At 71.4% G+C, this 17,240-nt stretch carries 12 protein-coding genes and 2 pseudogenes; 6 read left to right on the top strand and 8 right to left on the bottom strand.

Translation table 11 applies throughout. The annotated features are described in order from the left end of the window. Positions 1-62: 62 nt before the first annotated feature. Genes AB0D74_RS13795 through pgsA form a run of 3 tightly spaced genes read right to left on the bottom strand, consistent with a single transcriptional unit; the run spans position 63 to position 2,802 of the window. A complete protein-coding gene (locus AB0D74_RS13795) occupies positions 63-1,223 on the bottom strand; it encodes a glycosyltransferase family 4 protein (protein ID WP_362584681.1) in 1,161 nt (386 codons plus the stop codon). Next, positions 1,220-2,128 (bottom strand): phosphatidylinositol mannoside acyltransferase, encoded by a 909-nt coding sequence (locus AB0D74_RS13790; protein WP_362584678.1) that lies wholly within the window; start codon positions 2,126-2,128, stop codon positions 1,220-1,222. Before AB0D74_RS13790 ends, AB0D74_RS13795 begins: the two co-directional genes overlap by 4 nt. Next, positions 2,125-2,802, bottom strand: a complete 678-nt coding sequence (gene pgsA / locus AB0D74_RS13785) for a phosphatidylinositol phosphate synthase (protein ID WP_362584674.1) — start codon at positions 2,800-2,802, stop codon at positions 2,125-2,127. Before pgsA ends, AB0D74_RS13790 begins: the two co-directional genes overlap by 4 nt. 280 nt (positions 2,803-3,082) lie before the next feature. Here pgsA and AB0D74_RS13780 point away from each other — a divergent pair, with 280 nt between their 5' ends. Both AB0D74_RS13780 and AB0D74_RS13775 read left to right on the top strand, forming a co-directional pair. Next, on the top strand, positions 3,083-5,281 hold the full coding sequence (locus tag AB0D74_RS13780; RefSeq protein WP_362584671.1) for an elongation factor G-like protein EF-G2: 2,199 nt from the start codon (positions 3,083-3,085) through the stop codon (positions 5,279-5,281). A gap of 152 nt (positions 5,282-5,433) precedes the next feature. Beyond that, the gene (locus AB0D74_RS13775) at positions 5,434-7,077 is read left to right on the top strand and encodes a hypothetical protein (protein ID WP_362584669.1); all 1,644 of its coding nucleotides are present in this window, start codon (positions 5,434-5,436) and stop codon (positions 7,075-7,077) included. 115 nt (positions 7,078-7,192) lie between these two features. Here AB0D74_RS13775 and AB0D74_RS13770 read toward each other — a convergent pair whose 3' ends face one another. Next, positions 7,193-7,756 carry an HIT domain-containing protein gene (locus tag AB0D74_RS13770; protein ID WP_362584667.1) on the bottom strand — a complete coding sequence of 188 codons (564 nt, stop codon included), beginning with the start codon at positions 7,754-7,756 and terminating at the stop codon, positions 7,193-7,195. 67 nt (positions 7,757-7,823) lie between these two features. Here AB0D74_RS13770 and AB0D74_RS13765 point away from each other — a divergent pair, with 67 nt between their 5' ends. After that, positions 7,824-8,483 carry an ion channel gene (locus tag AB0D74_RS13765; RefSeq protein WP_362584664.1) on the top strand — a complete coding sequence of 220 codons (660 nt, stop codon included), beginning with the start codon at positions 7,824-7,826 and terminating at the stop codon, positions 8,481-8,483. A 27-nt stretch (positions 8,484-8,510) separates the two neighbouring features. Here AB0D74_RS13765 and thrS read toward each other — a convergent pair whose 3' ends face one another. The 3 genes from thrS to AB0D74_RS13750 all read right to left on the bottom strand — a co-directional run bounded on the left by thrS (position 8,511) and on the right by AB0D74_RS13750 (position 12,396). Next, on the bottom strand, positions 8,511-10,487 hold the full coding sequence (gene thrS / locus AB0D74_RS13760; protein ID WP_362584661.1) for a threonine--tRNA ligase: 1,977 nt from the start codon (positions 10,485-10,487) through the stop codon (positions 8,511-8,513). Between the two features lie 110 nt (positions 10,488-10,597). Continuing rightward, the gene (locus AB0D74_RS13755) at positions 10,598-11,833 is read right to left on the bottom strand and encodes a hypothetical protein (protein WP_362584658.1); all 1,236 of its coding nucleotides are present in this window, start codon (positions 11,831-11,833) and stop codon (positions 10,598-10,600) included. Further along, a complete protein-coding gene (locus AB0D74_RS13750) occupies positions 11,830-12,396 on the bottom strand; it encodes a DUF4365 domain-containing protein (protein WP_362584655.1) in 567 nt (188 codons plus the stop codon). Before AB0D74_RS13750 ends, AB0D74_RS13755 begins: the two co-directional genes overlap by 4 nt. A 169-nt stretch (positions 12,397-12,565) precedes the next feature. Here AB0D74_RS13750 and AB0D74_RS13745 point away from each other — a divergent pair, with 169 nt between their 5' ends. Further along, positions 12,566-13,291: a 3'-5' exonuclease gene (locus AB0D74_RS13745; protein ID WP_362584653.1), complete on the top strand. Its 726-nt coding sequence runs from the start codon at positions 12,566-12,568 to the stop codon at positions 13,289-13,291. On the opposite strand, the gene AB0D74_RS13740 is transcribed toward AB0D74_RS13745, so the two are convergent. Further along, a complete protein-coding gene (locus AB0D74_RS13740; protein ID WP_362584650.1) occupies positions 13,218-13,739 on the bottom strand; it encodes a hypothetical protein in 522 nt (173 codons plus the stop codon). The genes AB0D74_RS13745 and AB0D74_RS13740 overlap by 74 nt on opposite strands. A 301-nt stretch (positions 13,740-14,040) precedes the next feature. On the opposite strand from AB0D74_RS13740, the pseudogene AB0D74_RS13735 reads away from it, so the two are divergent. After that, a pseudogene (locus AB0D74_RS13735) lies at positions 14,041-16,764 on the top strand (multifunctional oxoglutarate decarboxylase/oxoglutarate dehydrogenase thiamine pyrophosphate-binding subunit/dihydrolipoyllysine-residue succinyltransferase subunit); the annotation flags it as partial. 59 nt (positions 16,765-16,823) lie between these two features. Next, a pseudogene (locus AB0D74_RS13730) lies at positions 16,824-17,183 on the top strand (DUF488 family protein); the annotation flags it as partial. Between the last annotated feature and the right edge of the window lie 57 nt (positions 17,184-17,240).

Genomic DNA, 17,240 nt, shown 5'->3' with positions numbered 1-17,240 from the left:
AACTGCGCGACCAGCCACGACGGCGCCGCACCCGGAACACGACGGCCTTCCCAGCAGAGCGCCTAGTCCCGCGCCAGCCCGAACCGCGCCCGCAAGCCCGACCGCTCGTCCGCCGCCACCGCCGCCGCACCCGCCGTCACCGTCTCGTAGACGGACAGGATGTCCGCACCCACCGTGGACCAGTCGAAGCGCCGCACGTGCACGCTGCCGCGGGCGCGCAGCCCGGCCCGGCGCTCCGGGTCCTCCAGGAGCCGTACCGCCGCCTCCGCCAGCGCGTCCGCGTCCTCGTTGGCGAAGAGCTCGCCCGCCGCCCCCTGGTCCAGGACCTGGGCGAAGGCGTCGAGGTCGGAGGCGAGGACCGGAGCGCCCGCGGACAGGGCTTCGACCAGGATGATCCCGAAGCTCTCGCCGCCGGTGTTGGGCGCGATGTACAGGTCGAGGCTGCGCAGGAAGCGGGCCTTGTCGTCGTCGCTGATCATGCCGAGGAACTCGACGCGGGAGCGCAGCTCGGCGGGGAGGGACTCGACCGCGGCCTCCTCGTCGCCCCGGCCTGCCACCAGGAGCCGGGTACCCGGGCGGGCGGCGAGGATCTTGGGCAGGGACTTCATGAGGACCGGGAGGCCCTTGCGGGGCTCGTCGATGCGGCCGATGAAGCCGATCGTGTCGCCCTGCCACTCGGGGCGCGGCTCGGCCTTGGCGAAGAAGTCGACGTCCACGCCGTTGGGGATCACGACGGCGTCGCCGCCGAGGTGCTCGACCAGGGTGCGCCGGGCGTACTCGCTGACCGCGATCCGGGCGCTGATCTTCTCCAGGGCGGCCTGGAGGATCGAGTACGCGGCGATCATCGCGCGGGAACGCGGGTTGGAGGTGTGGAACGTCGCCACCATCGGGCCCTGGGCCGCCCAGCAGGTCAGCAGGCCGAGGGACGGGGAGGTCGGCTCGTGGATGTGGACCACGTCGAACGCGCCGTCGTGCAGCCAGCGGCGCACCCGCGCGGCGGAGAGGAAGCCGAAGTTGAGGCGGGCCACCGAGCCGTTGTACGGCACCGGGACGGCGCGGCCGGCCGAGACGACGTAGGGCGGCAGCGGGGTGTCGTCGTCGGCGGGGGCGAGGACGGAGACCTCGTGGCCCAGGCGGATGAAGTACTCGGCGAGGTCGCGGATGTGGAACTGGACGCCACCCGGGACGTCCCAGGAGTAGGGGCAGACGATGCCGATCCTCACGACGGCCCCTTCGCGGGGTCGAGGTCGGCGAGCCACAAGCGCTGGAGCATGTGCCAGTCCTCCGGATGGTCGGTGATCCCGGTGGCGAAGGCGTCGGCCAGCGCCTGTGTCATGACAGACGTCTTCGACGCCTTGTCACCTGACTCGGGTACCTCGATCGGGGCGTGCACACGGCCCTGCATGACGGCGGTGTCGTCGTACCAGAGCGTGACGGGCAGCAGGAGTGCGCCGGTCTGCTGGGCCAGCAGGGCGGGTCCGGCGGGCATCCGCGCGGTGTCGCCGAAGAAGTCGACCTCGATGCCGGAGGCGGACAGGTCGCGGTCGGCGACCAGGCAGACCAGGCCGCCGTCGCGCAGCCTGCGCGCCAGGGTGCCGAAGGCGGAGCCGCCGCTGTGCGGCAGGACCTCCATGCCGAGGCCCTCGCGGTAGGCGACGAAACGGTCGTAGAGCGTCTCCGGCTTCAGGCGCTCGGCGACCGTGGTGAACGGGGTCTTCAGCTCGGTGGTGACCCAGGCGCCGGCCAGGTCCCAGTTGGCCAGGTGCGGCAGCGCGAGGATCACACCGCGGTCGGAGGCGAGGCCGTCGGTGAGGTGGTGGACGTCCTTGGGGACGAAGCCGCCGCGGATCCGCTCCTCGCTCCAGGACGGCAGCCGGAAGGACTCCATCCAGTAGCGCAGGTAGGAGCGCATGCCCGCCCGGGAGAGCTCGCGCAGCCGCTCGGGGCTCGCGTCGGGACGCACGCGCGCGTAGTTGGACTCCAGGCGCTGGACGCCCTTGCCGCGCTGCCGCCAGGCGAGGTCCGCGACGGAGTTGCCGAGGCGCACGGCGACCGGCTCGGGGAGCTTCCTGACGGTGCTCCAGCCGAGACCGTACAGGGAGTCGGTGAGCCGGTCGGCGGCGCTCACTGGGAGGCCTCGCTCCCGTGCGAGGCCTTCTCGTGCTCGGCCGCCGCCTCCGCCTCGGCGGACTCCCGGCGGACCGTGACGACCCGCTGGACCAGGGTGACCAGGCTGCCCACGGCGACGACCCACAGGGCGATCGGCAGCAGGATCTGGATGTGCGGGACGCCGAACTTGTGGAAGCCGGCCAGACCGGCCGCCACCAGCGAGATCACCAGGCGCTCGGCACGCTCCACCAGGCCGTTGACGGCCACCGGCAGCCCGATCGACTCGCCGCGCGCCTTGGTGTACGACACCACCTGGCCGCTGGCCAGGCAGAAGATGGAGACCGCGCACAGGACGTTGTCGTTCCCGTTGCCCGCGTACCAGAGCGCGAAGCCGCCGAAGATCGCGCCGTCGGCGACCCGGTCCAGGGTGGAGTCCAGGAAGGCGCCCCAGCGGCTGGTGCGGCCCAGCTGGCGGGCCATGTTGCCGTCCACCAGGTCCGAGAACACGAACAGCGTGATCACGATCGTGCCCCAGAAGAACTCGCCCCGGGGGAAGAAGACCAGCGCGCCCGCGACCACTCCGGCCGTGCCGAGGAGCGTGACCGTGTCCGGGCTCACGCCCCGGCGGATGAGAAACGCGGCGAACGGTGTGAGGACACGCGTGAAGAATGCACGCGCGTACTTGTTCAGCATGGCCTTCCTGACGGTCGTAGCGCCGTGCGGCCCCTGCTGGCCACCCCGGCTGGCCCATCGTAGCCACGCGCGCGTGTGTGCGACGGGTGGGCACTCGCAGGAGGGGCCGGCGGCCCGGCGGGAAGGGTTCCGCGGGCACGATCACGTCGTTCGTATGGACGCACCGTGACGGGAGTGGAAAGCTCGAATAACCGCGGGCGTCATCGGAGCCGCCACCGCACGCGGCCCGCCATGCTCGCCCGCGCCCACAGAGACCTCACCGTGCACGGGAGGCATAACCATGGGCGACAAGGTCAAGGAACACCCCGGAGCCGCCGGCAGGGCAAGGGCGGCCGACCACCCCGCGTCTGTACGGAATGTGGTGCTGGTCGGCCACTCCGGATCGGGAAAGACCACCTTGGTGGAGGCGCTCGCGCTGACCGCGGGAGCGGTGAACCGGGCGGGCCGGGTGGAGGACGGCGGGACCGTCTCCGACTACGACGACATCGAGCACCGGCAGCAGCGCTCCGTACAGCTGTCGCTGGTACCGGTCGAATGGAACGGAATCAAGATCAACATCCTGGACACCCCGGGATACGCCGACTTCGTCGGTGAGCTGAGGGCCGGTCTGCGCGCGGCGGACGCGGCCCTCTTCGTCGTCTCGGCCTCGGACGGGGTGGACGGCTCGACCCGGATGGTGTGGGAGGAGTGCGCCGCCGTCGGGATGCCGCGGGCGATCGTCGTCACGCACCTGGAGGCCGCCCGCGCGGACTTCCAGGAGATGACCCGGGTGTGCGCCGAGGCGTTCGGCGCCGACGACCCCGACGCCGTGCTCCCGCTCTACCTGCCGCTGTACGGCGCGCAGGGTCCGGACGGGCACGCGCCGGTGACCGGCCTGGTCGGGCTGCTCACGCAGAAGCTGTTCGACTACTCCACCGGCGAACGCAAGGAGTCCGAGCCGGGCCCCGAGCAGCTGCCGGACATCGAGGACGCCCGCAACCGGCTCATCGAGGGGATCATCTCGGAGAGCGAGGACGAGACCCTCATGGACCGCTATCTGGGCGGCGAGGAGATCGATCTCAAGACGCTCATCGAGGACCTGGAGCGGGCCGTGGCCCGCGGGGCCTTCTACCCCGTCCTGGCCGCCGCCCCGGCCGCCGACGGCGCCCGCCAGGGCCTCGGCACGGTCGAGCTGCTGGAGCTGGTCACCGGCGGCTTCCCGACGCCGTTCGAGCACCCCACGCCGGACGTCACCAGCCTCGACGGCGAGCGGCGCGAGATCAAACCGTGCGACACCGGCGGCCCGCTGGTCGCGGAGGTCGTGAAGACCGCCTCCGACCCGTACGTCGGCCGGGTCTCGCTGGTGCGGGTCTTCTCCGGCACCCTGCGCCCCGACGAGACGGTCCACGTCTCCGGGCACGGCCTCGCCGACCGCGGTCATGAGGATCACGACGTCGACGAGAAGATCGGCGCCCTGTCCACGCCGTTCGGCAAACAGCAGCGGCCGGTCACCCATGTCATCGCCGGCGACCTCGCGTGCGTGGCGAAGCTCGGCCGCGCGGAGACCGGGGACACCCTCTCCGGCCGGGACGACCCGCTGCTCATGGAGCCGTGGGAGATGCCCGACCCGCTGCTGCCGCTCGCCATCGAGGCGCACAGCAAGGCGGACGAGGACAAGCTCTCCCAGGGTCTGTCCCGCCTTGTCGCCGAGGACCCGACGATGCGCCTCGAACAGAACCAGGACACCCACCAGGTGGTGCTGTGGTGCCTCGGCGAGGCGCACGCGGACGTCGCCCTGGAGCGGCTGCGCAGCCGGTACGGCGTCCAGGTCGACGTCGTACCTCACAAGGTGTCCCTCCGGGAGACGTTCGCCGGGAAGTCCGCCGGGCGCGGCCGGCACGTCAAGCAGTCCGGTGGGCACGGGCAGTTCGCGATCTGCGAGATCGAGGTGGAGCCCCTGCCGGGCGGCTCCGGCATCGAGTTCGTCGACAAGGTGGTCGGCGGCGCGGTGCCCCGGCAGTTCATCCCGTCGGTCGAGAAGGGCATCAGGGCCCAGGCCGTCAAAGGGGTGGCCGCCGGCTACCAGTTGGTCGACGTGCGGGTCACCCTGCTCGACGGCAAGGCGCACTCGGTGGACTCCTCCGACGCCGCCTTCCAGACGGCGGGCGCGCTGGCGCTGCGGGAGGCCGCCGCGGACGCGAGGATCCACCTCCTCGAACCGGTCGCCGAGGTGTCCGTGCTGGTCGGCGACGACTACGTGGGCGCCGTGATGAGCGACCTGTCCGGGCGGCGCGGCCGGGTGCTCGGCACCGAGCAGACCAGCGGCGGACGCACCCTGATCAAGGCCGAGGTACCGGAGTTCGAGATCGGCCGGTACGCGGTCGACCTGCGCTCCCTGTCGCACGGCACGGCGCGTTTCAGCCGCTCCTACGCCCGGCACGAGCCGATGCCGCCACAGATCGCCGAGAAGATTCGCGAACAGGCCAAAGACACCTCCTGATCGGTGCCGGGTCGGACGTTCGGCGGACGGCTTCGGCCGTCCGCCGACGGCTGTCGGTGGCTGGGGATACTCTGAGTACTTGATCAACAGGTGTGCGGAGTACGGAAGTCGGGAAGGCCGCAGAAGCGGGACGGCGGCAAGTGGGGGCGGGAATGAGCTTCGAGGACTTCTTCGGGCCACAGGTGCCCAGGCCGGGCGGTCAGGCGCAGGCACCGACCTTCGCCCTGGCCTCGGCGGCCTACCGGGACACACCGATGGAGGAGATCAAGAAGGCCGACAACGAGTGGCACCAGTCGGAGGTCAAAGAGGGCCGCAAGTGGGCGAAGATATTCCGGCCCAACTTCGGTGAGGCGTACTCCCAGGCGGTCATCGACCGCATGCTGGGCGTCGGCCGCGCACCCCTCGTCCAGTCCTTCGGCAGCGAACCCCAGATGGTCGTCGAGCACTGCCTCGCCGCCAACCGCATCCGCCGGGAACGCGACCTGCGGCTCACCGCCGTCATGTTGCTGTGCGGCGTGCTCTTCCTGCCCGGACTGCTGGTCTGGCTGGGCGTCTTCCAGCTCCGGGCCACCATGATGAAGGCCGACAACAAGCGGGTCTCCGGGCTCGGCAGCGCCCTGCTCGCCGCCGTCGGCGTCCTCGCGATCGTCTTCCTGATCCGGATGCCCCTCACCGGCTTCTGGGGCTGGTACGCGCGCGGCTGCATCGTGCTCCCGGTCGTCGGCTGGTACCTGGCCAAGCGACTGTGCGAGCGCACCGCGCGGGACCTGCGCGAAGCCTGGGGCGGCCTGCTGTCCGGCGGCAGCGTCGGCGCGAAGGTCCCCGAGGCGGTGCCGACCAGCCCGGACCAGGCCGCGGCCGAGCAGCTGCGCCAGTCCCTGGCCCGGCTCAGCGCCGAACAGCAGTCCAACTCGGTCTTCTACGCCGGGCCCAAGGGCATACTCGGCATGGGCACCCGCTGGGGCTCCTGGCACCTCGCGGAGGAGCTGGTCCCGCTCGATCCGGTCAAGGGCATCCACGAGTTCCGTGCCTGGACGGTCGTCCGGGAGATCGAGAAGGAGCTGAGCGTGCTGCACCGGCAGCACCTGAAGACCGGCGGCTTCCCGACCCCGCAGGTCAAGCACTGGATCGTCACCCATGTCGGAGAGGGCGCCAAGGCGGTGTCCCGGCCCGAGGGGACCGACTACCAGGTGGGCCCCGCCGACGTGGAGCGGATCTGCAACAACAACCACTTCGACAAGGGCGAACGGCACTACCTGGGCGTGCAGTGGCCGTACCTGTGGGACGGCGGCCTGATCATCACGATGATGGCCACCGTGACCGTGCTGAAGGAGACCCTGCGCATCGAGGTCACCGGACACGCCCTCGGCCCGGTCAACGGCCTGTTCAGCGGCAAGCCCGAGGCCCCCACCAAGACGGTCGCCAAGACCGTCCGGTTCTGGGAGACCCGGACGATCAAGCTGCCGCTGGTCACCCCGGACGAGGTGGTCCGGCTCGCCGCGCGGGCTTCGATCAGCTGGTATCCGCCGCTGCTGAAGTGGCTCGGCGGCTCCGTGGGCCTGCCCGAGCCGTTCGGCCTGCGGCACGCCTGGGCCGACCAGCCGTGGAAGCACCGCTTCATGGCCGACGACGCGCTGCGCGCGGCCACGCCGGTGCTGCGGGCGGTGCACCGGGCCGCGTTCACCGTGCTCAAGGAGCACGACGTCAACATGGACAAGTTCAACGCGCGGGCGGGAGCGCTCAGCGGGTCGGTCCAGGAGGCGTCACCGAAGAAGGCCGACACGTACGACGCGTGAGGCAGCGCTCCGCTGGAATGGGCGCGCTGCGCCGTCGTGGCTGGTCGCGCAGTTCCTCCCCAAGCCTTCGGCCGGGGGTGCCCCCAGCGCCCCCTTCGGGGCGCTGCGCTGCTGTTCAGTGTGGCGTCGGCCAGGCCTCGGCGAGCATCTTGCGGGTGTCCGCGAGCAGTTGCGGCAGGACGCGCGTGTGGCCCACCACCGGCATGAAGTTCGTGTCGCCGCCCCAGCGCGGGACGATGTGCTGGTGCAGGTGGGCCGCGATGCCGGCGCCCGCCACCGTGCCCTGGTTCATGCCGATGTTGAAGCCGTGGGCGCCGGACGCCGTGCGCAGCGCCGTCATCGCCTGCTTGGTCAGCTCGGCCAGCTCGACCGTCTCCGGGCCGGTCAGGTCCGTGTAGTCGGCGACATGGCGGTACGGGACCGTCATCAGGTGACCGCCGTTGTACGGGTAGAGGTTGAGCACCGCGTAGACGTGCTCGCCGCGCCGGACGATCAGCCCGTCCTCGTCGGACTTGGCCGGGATCGAGCAGAAGGGACAGCCGTCGTCGGCCCCCGGACCGGTCGGCTTGTTCTCACCCTGGATGTAGGCCATCCGGTGGGGCGTCCACAGGCGCTGGAACGCGTCCTGCGTCCCCACTCCGATCTGCTGCTCCGGCTCACTCGTCATGCTAGGCAGCATATGGCTTCGCCCGTTCGCGGCGTGTCGCCGGGGCCGGGGGAAAGCCCCGGACGGCGAAGCTGGGCGGATGGACGACGACAGCCGGCTGGTGCGCTGGGACCGGAGGACCGACCTCGTGCTCGGCGTCGCCTCGCTGGCCTTCCTCGGCTCGTACGCGGTGCACGTGCTGCTGCCCCGGCTGCCGGACGCCGCGCACGTCTTCTTCCTGTCGCTGCTGTACACGGCCTGGGCGATGTTCGCCGTCGACTACGCGGTGCGCTGGCGGCTCAGCGGCGAGGGACCGGCGTTCGTACGGCGGCACTGGCTGGACACGGTCGTCCTGGTGCTGCCCCTGCTGCGGCCGGTGCGGGTCGTGCGGACCTACGAGTCGATCCAGCGCCGGCGCGGGGAGCCCCGGCTCCCGTTGCACGCGCGCGTGGCGCTCTACTCGACGCTGTCGATCTCCCTGCTGGGGTTCTCCGGCGCCCTCGCCGTCTACCAGGTCGAACGCTCGGCCCCGAACGCCACGATCCGCACCTTCGGCGACTCCCTCTGGTGGACGTGCTCGACCCTCTCCACGGTCGGCTACGGCGACTACGTCCCGGTGACCACCCTGGGGCGGTTCATCGCCGCCGGGCTGATGGCCTGCGGTCTTGCGCTGCTGGGCACGGTCACGGGCTCGTTCTCGTCCTGGATGCTGCAGCGGTTCGCGCTGAACGAGGACGAGAGAAGGCCCCCGGAGAAGTGATCTCCGAGGGCCTCCGGGGGAGCCGGATCAGACCTGGGTCCGCTCCTCGACCACCTTCGCGATCTTGGCGATGGCCTCGTCGAACGGGATGCCGTTCTCCTGCGAGCCATCGCGGTAGCGGAAGGAGACCGAGCCGGCCGCCATGTCCTCGTCGCCCGCGATGACCATGAAGGGCACCTTCTGCTTCTGGGCGTTGCGGATCTTCTTCTGCATGCGGTCGGAGGACGCGTCCACCTCGACCCGCAGGCCCTGCTTCTTCGCCTCGGCGGCGAACTTGTGCAGGTAGTCGACGTGCGCGTCGCCGATCGGGATGCCCACCGCCTGGACCGGGGCCAGCCATGCCGGGAAGGCGCCCGCGTAGTGCTCCAGAAGCACCGCGAAGAACCGCTCGATGGAGCCGAACAGGGCGCGGTGGATCATCACCGGGCGCTGCTTGGAGCCGTCGGCGGAGGTGTACTCCAGGTCGAAGCGCTCGGGCAGGTTGAAGTCCAGCTGGACGGTCGACATCTGCCAGGTGCGGCCGATGGCGTCCTTGGTCTGCACGGAGATCTTCGGGCCGTAGAAGGCGGCGCCGCCCGGGTCGGGGACGAGCGGGAGGCCCTGCTTCTCGGCGACCGAGCGGAGCGTCTCGGTGGCCTCCTCCCAGACCTCGTCGGAGCCGACGAACTTCTCCGGGTCCTTGGTGGACAGCTCCAGGTAGAAGTCGGTCAGACCGTAGTCGCGCAGCAGGTTCAGGACGAAGGTGAGCGTCTTGTCGAGCTCCTCCGCCATCTGCTCCTTGGTGCAGTAGATGTGCGCGTCGTCCTGGGTGAAGCCGCGGGCCCGGGTCAGGCCGTGCACGACGCCCGACTTCTCGTACCGGTACACGGTGCCGAACTCGAACAGGCGCAGCGGCAGTTCACGGTAGGACCGGCCGCGCGCATCGAAGATCAGGTTGTGCATCGGGCAGTTCATGGGCTTGAGGTAGTAGTCCACGCCCTCGTCGAGCTGCATGGGCGGGTACATGCCGTCGGCGTACCAGTCCAGGTGCCCGGACGTCTCGAAGAGCTTCCCCTTCGTGGCGTGCGGGGTGTAGACGAACTCGTAGCCCTCCTCCTCGTGCCGGCGGCGCGAGTAGTCCTCCATCACGCGGCGGACGACGCCGCCCTTGGGGTGGAAGACGGCGAGGCCGGAGCCGATCTGCTCCGGGATGGAGAACAGGTCGAGCTCGCTGCCCAGCTTGCGGTGGTCGCGCTTCTCGGCCTCGGCGAGGAAGTCCAGGTACTCCTTCAGCTCGTCCTTGGACGGCCAGGCGGTGCCGTAGATCCGCTGGAGCATCGGGTTCTTCTCGCTGCCGCGCCAGTAGGCGGCGGCGTTGCGCATCAGCTTGAACGCCGGGATGAGCCGGGTGGAGGGCAGGTGGGGACCGCGGCAGAGGTCCTTCCAGCACAGCTCGCCGGTCTTGGCGTCCAGGTTGTCGTAGATCGTCAGCTCGCCGGCGCCGACCTCGACGTCCGCGCCGTCGTCGCTGGACGCGGAGCCCTTGAGGCCGATCAGCTCCAGCTTGTACGGCTCGTCCGCCAGCTCCTCGCGGGCCGCCTCGTCGGTGACGACACGGCGGGAGAACTTCTGCCCGCGCTTCTGGATCTCCTGCATCTTCTTCTCGATGGCCTTGAGGTCATCGGGGTGGAAGGGCTTCTCGACGTCGAAGTCGTAGTAGAAGCCGTCCTTGACGGGCGGGCCGATGCCCAGCTTGGCCTCGGGGAACAGCTCCTGCACGGCCTGGGCCATGACGTGCGCGGTGGAGTGGCGCAGGATGTTGAGGCCGTCCTCGGAGGAGATCTCGACGCCCTCGACGGTCTCGCCGTCCCGCACCTCGTACGCGAGGTCCCTGAGCTCACCGGCCACCCGGGCGGCGACGATCGAGCGCTCGCCGGCGAAGAGCTCGGCGGCCGTAGTGCCCGTCGTCACCACGCGCTCTTCCCGCTCGGAATCGCGTTGGATGATCACACGGACGTCTGACACCGGTCTCTCCTGACTGAAGGTGGATGCGGCGCCATACCAGGAGCGCGCGCAATAGGGGATCGTACCGACCCCGACCCTCCGTCCGCGAAACGGTTACCGACAGTCCCCGCTCAGTCGCAGTCGTCCCCGGTGCACGCCTCCTCGAAGAAGTCGAGGTTCTCCTGGAGCGACTTCACCAGCCGGTCCCGCTCGGCATCGTCCACCTGGACCGGCGCGACCCCGAAGGCACCGGACAGCCGCCGGAAGCCGCCCCGGCTCTCCAGCCGCCCGTGCACGCGTACCGGAAGACCCACGAGATGTGCCTGCCCGGCGATCCGGTAGTCCTCCTCGTCGAGGGTGACCCGGACGTACGGCACGTCGGCCCCGGCGATCACCCGCAGCCGTACCGCGCCCTCGCCGCGCGGCTCGGAGCGGCGCATGCGGACGACGGTGCCGGTGACCCGGACCGCGACCGAGGGTTCGTCGCGCAGGTAGCGGGCGCCGGCCTCGCGCAGTACGGGCAGGTCGCCGGGCGAGAACTCGATCGGCTCGGTGGTGGCCGCGCAGTCGTCGGGGACCCCGGCGCCCGGCGCCCACTCCACGGAGACCCGGGCGCCTTCCGTACCGCGTACGAGCGTGACGAGGGCGTCGGTCAGCTCCCGGCTCACGCCCGCCTCGACGGCGCCGTCGAAGGCGTCCATGCCGCCGGTGGCCCGCTGGTAGTCGATGGCCTCGCGGACCGCGTACAGGGCCTGGTGGAGGCGGACGGCGAGGGGCCGGCCGGTGCCGACGGGCACGAACGCGGCCAGGCCGCGCCCGCCGTCCGCCGAGCCGACGAGGACGGACTCCAGCATCGATGCGGCGGCGCGCTTGTGCCGGGCGCCGTAGTAACCGGCACGCGCGCGGGTGGCCAGCGCGCCGGCCAGCAGGGTCTGCCGGGCGGCGGTGCGCAGCTGCTCCTCGACCGTCCAGGACGCGGCGTCCGCGGGTCCGCTGGGCACGTCCCGCCACCAGCGGATCTCGTCGCTGGGCACGGCGAGCCCCACCAGCACCTCGCGCGCGGCGGGCGTACCGCTGCGCACGAGAGCCGTGAGCGCCTCCCCGAGCAGGTCGTCACTGTCCGGGAAGGCGCGGTTCTCGGGTACCAGCAGGCTGGTGCCGGTGTTGCCCGGCCCGGGTGGGGTCCAGCGGCCGTAGCGTCCCGGTGCTCCCCCGCGCCGCTGCCAGCCGTGCCGGCGCAGCAGGGCGCCGAGCACGGCCGGGTCGACCTCGGCGGGCTCGGGGGGATGGTTCCAGTGGGGCCCGTGGAGCTCGTCGGGATGCGGCCGGACCTCCCGCAGCTGCTCCTCGTACGGACGGTGCCTCATGGTCTGCCTCCCGTCCCGACCCGCGTCATGATCTCGCAGAGCGCCCGGTCGTCGAAGATGCGCGAGGTCGGAACCCGCACGGTGGTCCGGTGCCGGCCGGTGATCTGGTGCCCTGCCAGGTTGACCCAGTAGCAGCAGTGGCGCAGATCGAGCCGGTCGTGGCTGGCGCGCAGCCAGTCGTCCTGGGAGCGCGGTACCAGCATCACCACCAGGATCTTGTGCACCGACACCGGTGTGCGGGCGAGCTTGCGCAGGTGGTCGTTGTCCAGCGTGAAGGAGAAGAAACGTCCCGGCGGGTTGGGTGCGATCTGGTAGGTGCATTTGAGCTGCACCTTTATCGTCACCTCGTCGTCGACGGTGTGACCGGGCGAGCCGTGGCTGACGTGCCAGTCGATGCCGTTGTCCGGGAACGGCTGGGACAGCGAGCAGCCGGCCGCCGCCGCGACGGCATGCAGATAGCCCACCTGCAGTGTCTCCATGCAGGCGGTGGTCGCGAGTGTGCCGCGATGGGGGCCCGTACGCTCGGGCAGCAGCCCGCCCCGTTCGGGCTGCGCTATCGCCATGACCAACAGCCTTCCCAGCCAAAGAGTTTCCCCGTGGCGGGCCGCTGAACTGCAAAGACCCGCACTCCTGTTGTGTCCTTCCGGCGTACGCCGCAAACGGCCCGGGTATCACCAAACGGGCAGAAGACGGAACGTCACCTGCCGTGGGTGAACGAGGAGTTGTATTGGCATGACGTGCTGGTACGAGGGGCCCCTGGCGGCCTTCGACACGGAGACCACGGGCGTGGACGTGGAGACCGACCGCATCGTGTCCGCCGCGGTCGTCGTCCAGGACGCCCCGGGCACCCGACCCCGGGTGACCCGCTGGCTGGTCAACCCGGGTGTGCCGGTGCCGGAAGCGGCGACGGCGGTACACGGGCTGACGGACGAGCACCTCCAGCGCAACGGCCGTTGGCCGGCGCCGGTGATGCATGAGATAGCCGAGGAACTGGCCGAGCACGCGGCGATGCACCGCCCGCTGGTGGTGATGAACGCGCCGTTCGATCTGACGCTGCTGGACCGGGAGTTGCGCCGGCACCGGGCGTCCGCACTGGACCGCTGGTTCGAGGCGAGCCCGCTGCTCGTCCTCGATCCCCGGGTCCTGGACAAGCATCTGGACCGCTACCGCAAGGGCCGCCGGACCCTGACCGACCTGTGCGCGCACTACGAGGTCACCCTCGAAGGCGCGCACGACGCGGGCGCGGACGCGCTCGCGTCCCTGGAGCTCGTACGGGCGCTGGGCCGCCGTTTCGCGACCCGCCTGGAGCGCCTGACCCCGGCCGAGCTGCACACGTTGCAGACGACCTGGCACGCGGCACAGGCCCGCGGCCTCCAGGCGTGGTTCACCCGCAGCGGCACGCCGGAGACGGTGAACACGTACTGGCCGATGCGGCCGGAACTGCCGGCGGCGGCGTGAGGGGCGGGGCGCCGGTCGTCCCGGCGCCCCGCTCCGGCGCCACCGGGAGCCGGCGCAGCAGCTCCCCCGCCGTGTTCTCGGCCTCCGTGAAGCCCGCGCGTCCCGCGTCGGTCAGGGTGACCTCGACCGTCCTGCGGTCGCCGCCCCGGCGACCGCGTTCGATCAGTCCGGCCGCCTGGAGCCCCCTCAGGACGAAGGACATCCGGGTTCCCGACTCCCTGAGGAGCGCGGTCAGCCGGGCCACAGGCACGGGCACGGGTCCGGCTTCGGCATCGGCATCGGCATCGGCTTCGGCTTCGGCTTCGGCTTCGGCCAGGACGCCGAGAACGAGGTAGTCCTGGAGCGACAGACCGTGCAGGGCCCGCAGCTCACCGTGGAGGAGGCCCAGAGTCCGCAGCACGGCCGGAGCCCGCCGCCGGTCGGTGTCCGACGGATCGCAGTCGTTCATGTTCGTTCCCCAGAGGTGGACCCCGCGACCGCGAGCCCGCGGCCGGACCGTCACAACCGGATGCCGTACGGCTTCGATCGCGTACCGAACGGACAGCACACCCTCGGATCAGGACACGGTCGCGCCCCACGCATGTCGGCCGATGTCCCGATGTGAGGCCGACCTGGCCCGGCGGACCGTCCGTCCCCGCGCTCCCCGAGTCCTAGCGTCGACAGCCCGACGGCTTCGCACAGGGAAGACGGCTCCGCACAGGGAAGAAGGCGTTCGCGCCATGACATCGCAACCAGACACCGCTCCAGCAGTGGCGCACCGGCTGGACTTCGGGCTCAACCAGTGGGTCGTGGACGAGCAGCGGCAGCGTTACCTGCACGACCCCGGCTCGGTCGACGAGAGGTGGCGGGACTTCTTCGCACCCGAGTCCGCCAAGTCCGCCGAGTCCGCCGCGTCCCCCGCGTCCTCCTCGGCCCCGGCGGCGGTCGGGGCCGTCCGGGTCGCGGCCCTCGTCCACGCGTACCGGGTGCGCGGCCACCTGATGGCGGACACGGACCCGCTCGGAGCCCGGCCGGCAACGGCTCATCCGGAGCTGGACATCGCCGCGTTCGGACTCCACGAGGCGGACCGGGCGGAGCACTTCGCCGTGGACGGGTTCGCCGGCCAGGACACGATGACGCTCGACGAAGTGCTCGGCGCGTTGCGGGAGTTCTACTGCCGGACCACCGGGTTCGAGTACATGCACATCCAGGACTCCCGTGAACGCCGCTGGCTCCAGCAGCGCGTCGAGAGCCCGCGGCAGCGCCCGGACCGTGCCCGGCAGTTGCGGATCCTCTACCGGCTGGGCGCGGCGGAGGCCTTCGAGACGTTTCTCCAGACCAAGTACGTGGGACACAAGCGGTACTCGCTCGAAGGCGGCGAGTCGGCCGTCGTGCTGCTCGACGCCCTGCTGCTGCGCGCCATCGAGGACGGGGGCGCGGAAGCCGTCATCGGGATGGCGCACCGCGGCCGGCTCAACGTCCTGGCCAACATCGTCGGCAAGTCCTACGCCCAGATCTTCGGCGAGTTCGAGGACGCCGTGGACATCGGGTCCGTGCAGGGTTCGGGGGACGTGAAGTACCACCTGGGCGCGGAGGGCACCTACCACGACCTGCACGGCGGCACCATCGCCGTCTCGGTCGTGGCGAACCCCTCGCACCTGGAGCTCGTGGGCCCGGTGGCCCAGGGAGTGGTGCGCGCCAGGCAGGACCTCGCCGCGGACCACGACCGTCCTCTCCGGGTACTGCCGGTCGTCGTCCACGGTGACGCCGCCTTCGCCGGACAGGGCGTGGTCGCCGAGACCCTGAACATGTCCCAACTCCCCGGCTACCGCACGGGCGGGACGGTCCACGTGGTCGTCAACAACCAGGTCGGCTTCACCACCCTGCCCGCCAACGGCCGTTCGGGCACCTACGCCACCGACGTGGCGCGGATGGTGGAGGCTCCGGTCTTCCACGTCAACGGTGACGACCCGGAGGCCGTCGACCGTGTCGCGCGGCTGGCCTTCGACTACCGCCGGACGTTCCGCAAGGACGTCGTCGTCGACCTGGTCTGTTACCGGCGCCACGGGCACAGCGAGGTCGACGACCCGTCCGTCACCCAGCCGGTGATGTACGAGCGCATCGACGCCAGGGCCTCGGTGCGGGCGCTGTACGCCGAGGCCCTGCTGGGCCGCGGGGACATCACCGAGCGCCAGGTGCGGGACGCCCGCCGCGCGTACCGGGATCATCTGGAGAGCGCCTTCGGGCAGACCCGGGGGCTGCCCGCTCCCGAACCCGCCGAGGACGCCGCCGGTTCCGACGGTGCTCCCGGCGCCGGCCCCGGACCGGGGCTCGCCCGCCCTACGGCGACGGCCATCGACGAGCCGACCGTCCGGCAGGTGATCGCGTCGCAGGCCGACCTGCCGCCGGGCTTCACCGTGCATCCGCGTGTCCTGCCGCAGCTGGAGCGGCGCTCGGCGGTGCTCAGGACCGGCGCGGTCGACTGGGCCACCGCGGAGACGCTGGCGATCGGTTCTCTGCTGCTGGAGGGCGTCCCGGTGCGGCTGGCCGGGCAGGACTCGCGGCGCGGCACCTTCGGCCAGCGCCATGCCGTGCTGGTCGACCGGCGCACCGGCGCGGAGCACACGCCGCTGAACTCGCTGGGCCCGCGGGCGGCGCGCTTCACGCCGTACGACTCGATGCTGTCCGAACTGGCGGCGCTGGCCTTCGAGTACGGCTACGCACTGGCCCGGCCGGAGGCCCTGGTGCTGTGGGAGGCCCAGTTCGGCGACTTCGCCAACGGCGCGCAGACGGTCGTCGACGAGTACATCGCGTCGTCGGAACAGAAGTGGGGCCAACGCTCCGGGCTGACGCTGTTGTTGCCCCACGGTCTGGAAGGGCAGGGCCCCGACCACTCCTCCGCCCGGATCGAGCGCTTCCTCCAGCTGTGCGCGCGGAACAACATGACCGTCGCTCTGCCCACGCTGCCCGGCAACTACTTCCATCTGCTCAGGGAGCAGGCCCTGAACGGCCGCGGGCGACCGCTGGTGGTCTTCACCCCGAAGTCGATGCTGCGGTCGAAGGCGGCCGTCTCCGCCCTGCCGGAGTTCACCCAGGGCGGCTTCCGCCCGGTCCTGCCGGACGACACGGTGGACCCCGCCCGGGTCACGCGGGTACTGCTCTGCTCGGGCAAGGTCTGCCACGACCTCGACGCCCACCGGCACGGGTCGGGTACGGCGGACACGGCGATCATCCGCGTGGAGCGCCTCTACCCGTTCCCCGAGGCGGAGCTCACGGCGGAACTGGCCCGTTTCCCGGCTGCCACGGAGGTGCGCTGGGTGCAGGAGGAGCACGAGAACCAGGGTGCGTGGTCGTTCGTCGCGCCGCGTCTGCGCCGGTCGGCGCCGGGCCCGGTGGACTGCGTCAGCCGGCCCGAGGCACCCGCTCCCGCGGTCGGCTCCGCCCGTCGGCACGCCCTGGAGCAGCAGGCCCTCGTGGCGGCGGCCTTCCGCTGAGCACGGCATACGCATTCCACTAAAATGCACTTACCGCAAGAGCGGCCGGAGCGTGGATCATGCCCAGACAGATCATCTGCCGCGGGATCCCCGGGCGAACGCCCTCCGAGGACGGCGGCACCGGCGAGCGGGTGCTGGTCGACCGTGCCTGGCCGGAAGGCGTGCGCGGGCAGGGTCCGCCTGTCGACGAGTGGCTGGGGGACGTCGCGCCGTCCGCCGGACTGCAGCAGTGGTACGACCAGGACCCGCGCCGGTACGGCGAGTTCCGGCGCCGCTACCTGGCCGAACTCGGCGACCCGGGGCACCGCGAGTCGGCCGCCCGGCTGCGCGACCTGGCCGAGCACGGCAGCGTCACCCTGCTCACCGCGGCCCGGGACATGGACCACAGCCATGCCGCGGTCCTCGCCGAATGGCTCACCGGTCCCGACGGAGGCGCGCCCGGACGCCGTGCCGCCCTCTCCGCGGCTCTCTCCGCG

Source organism: Streptomyces sp. NPDC048278 (assembly GCF_040652195.1).
GTDB lineage: Bacteria > Actinomycetota > Actinomycetes > Streptomycetales > Streptomycetaceae > Streptomyces.
The sequence above is the reverse complement of the archived record's forward strand: the minus strand, read 5'-3'. Positions and strand labels throughout refer to the sequence as shown.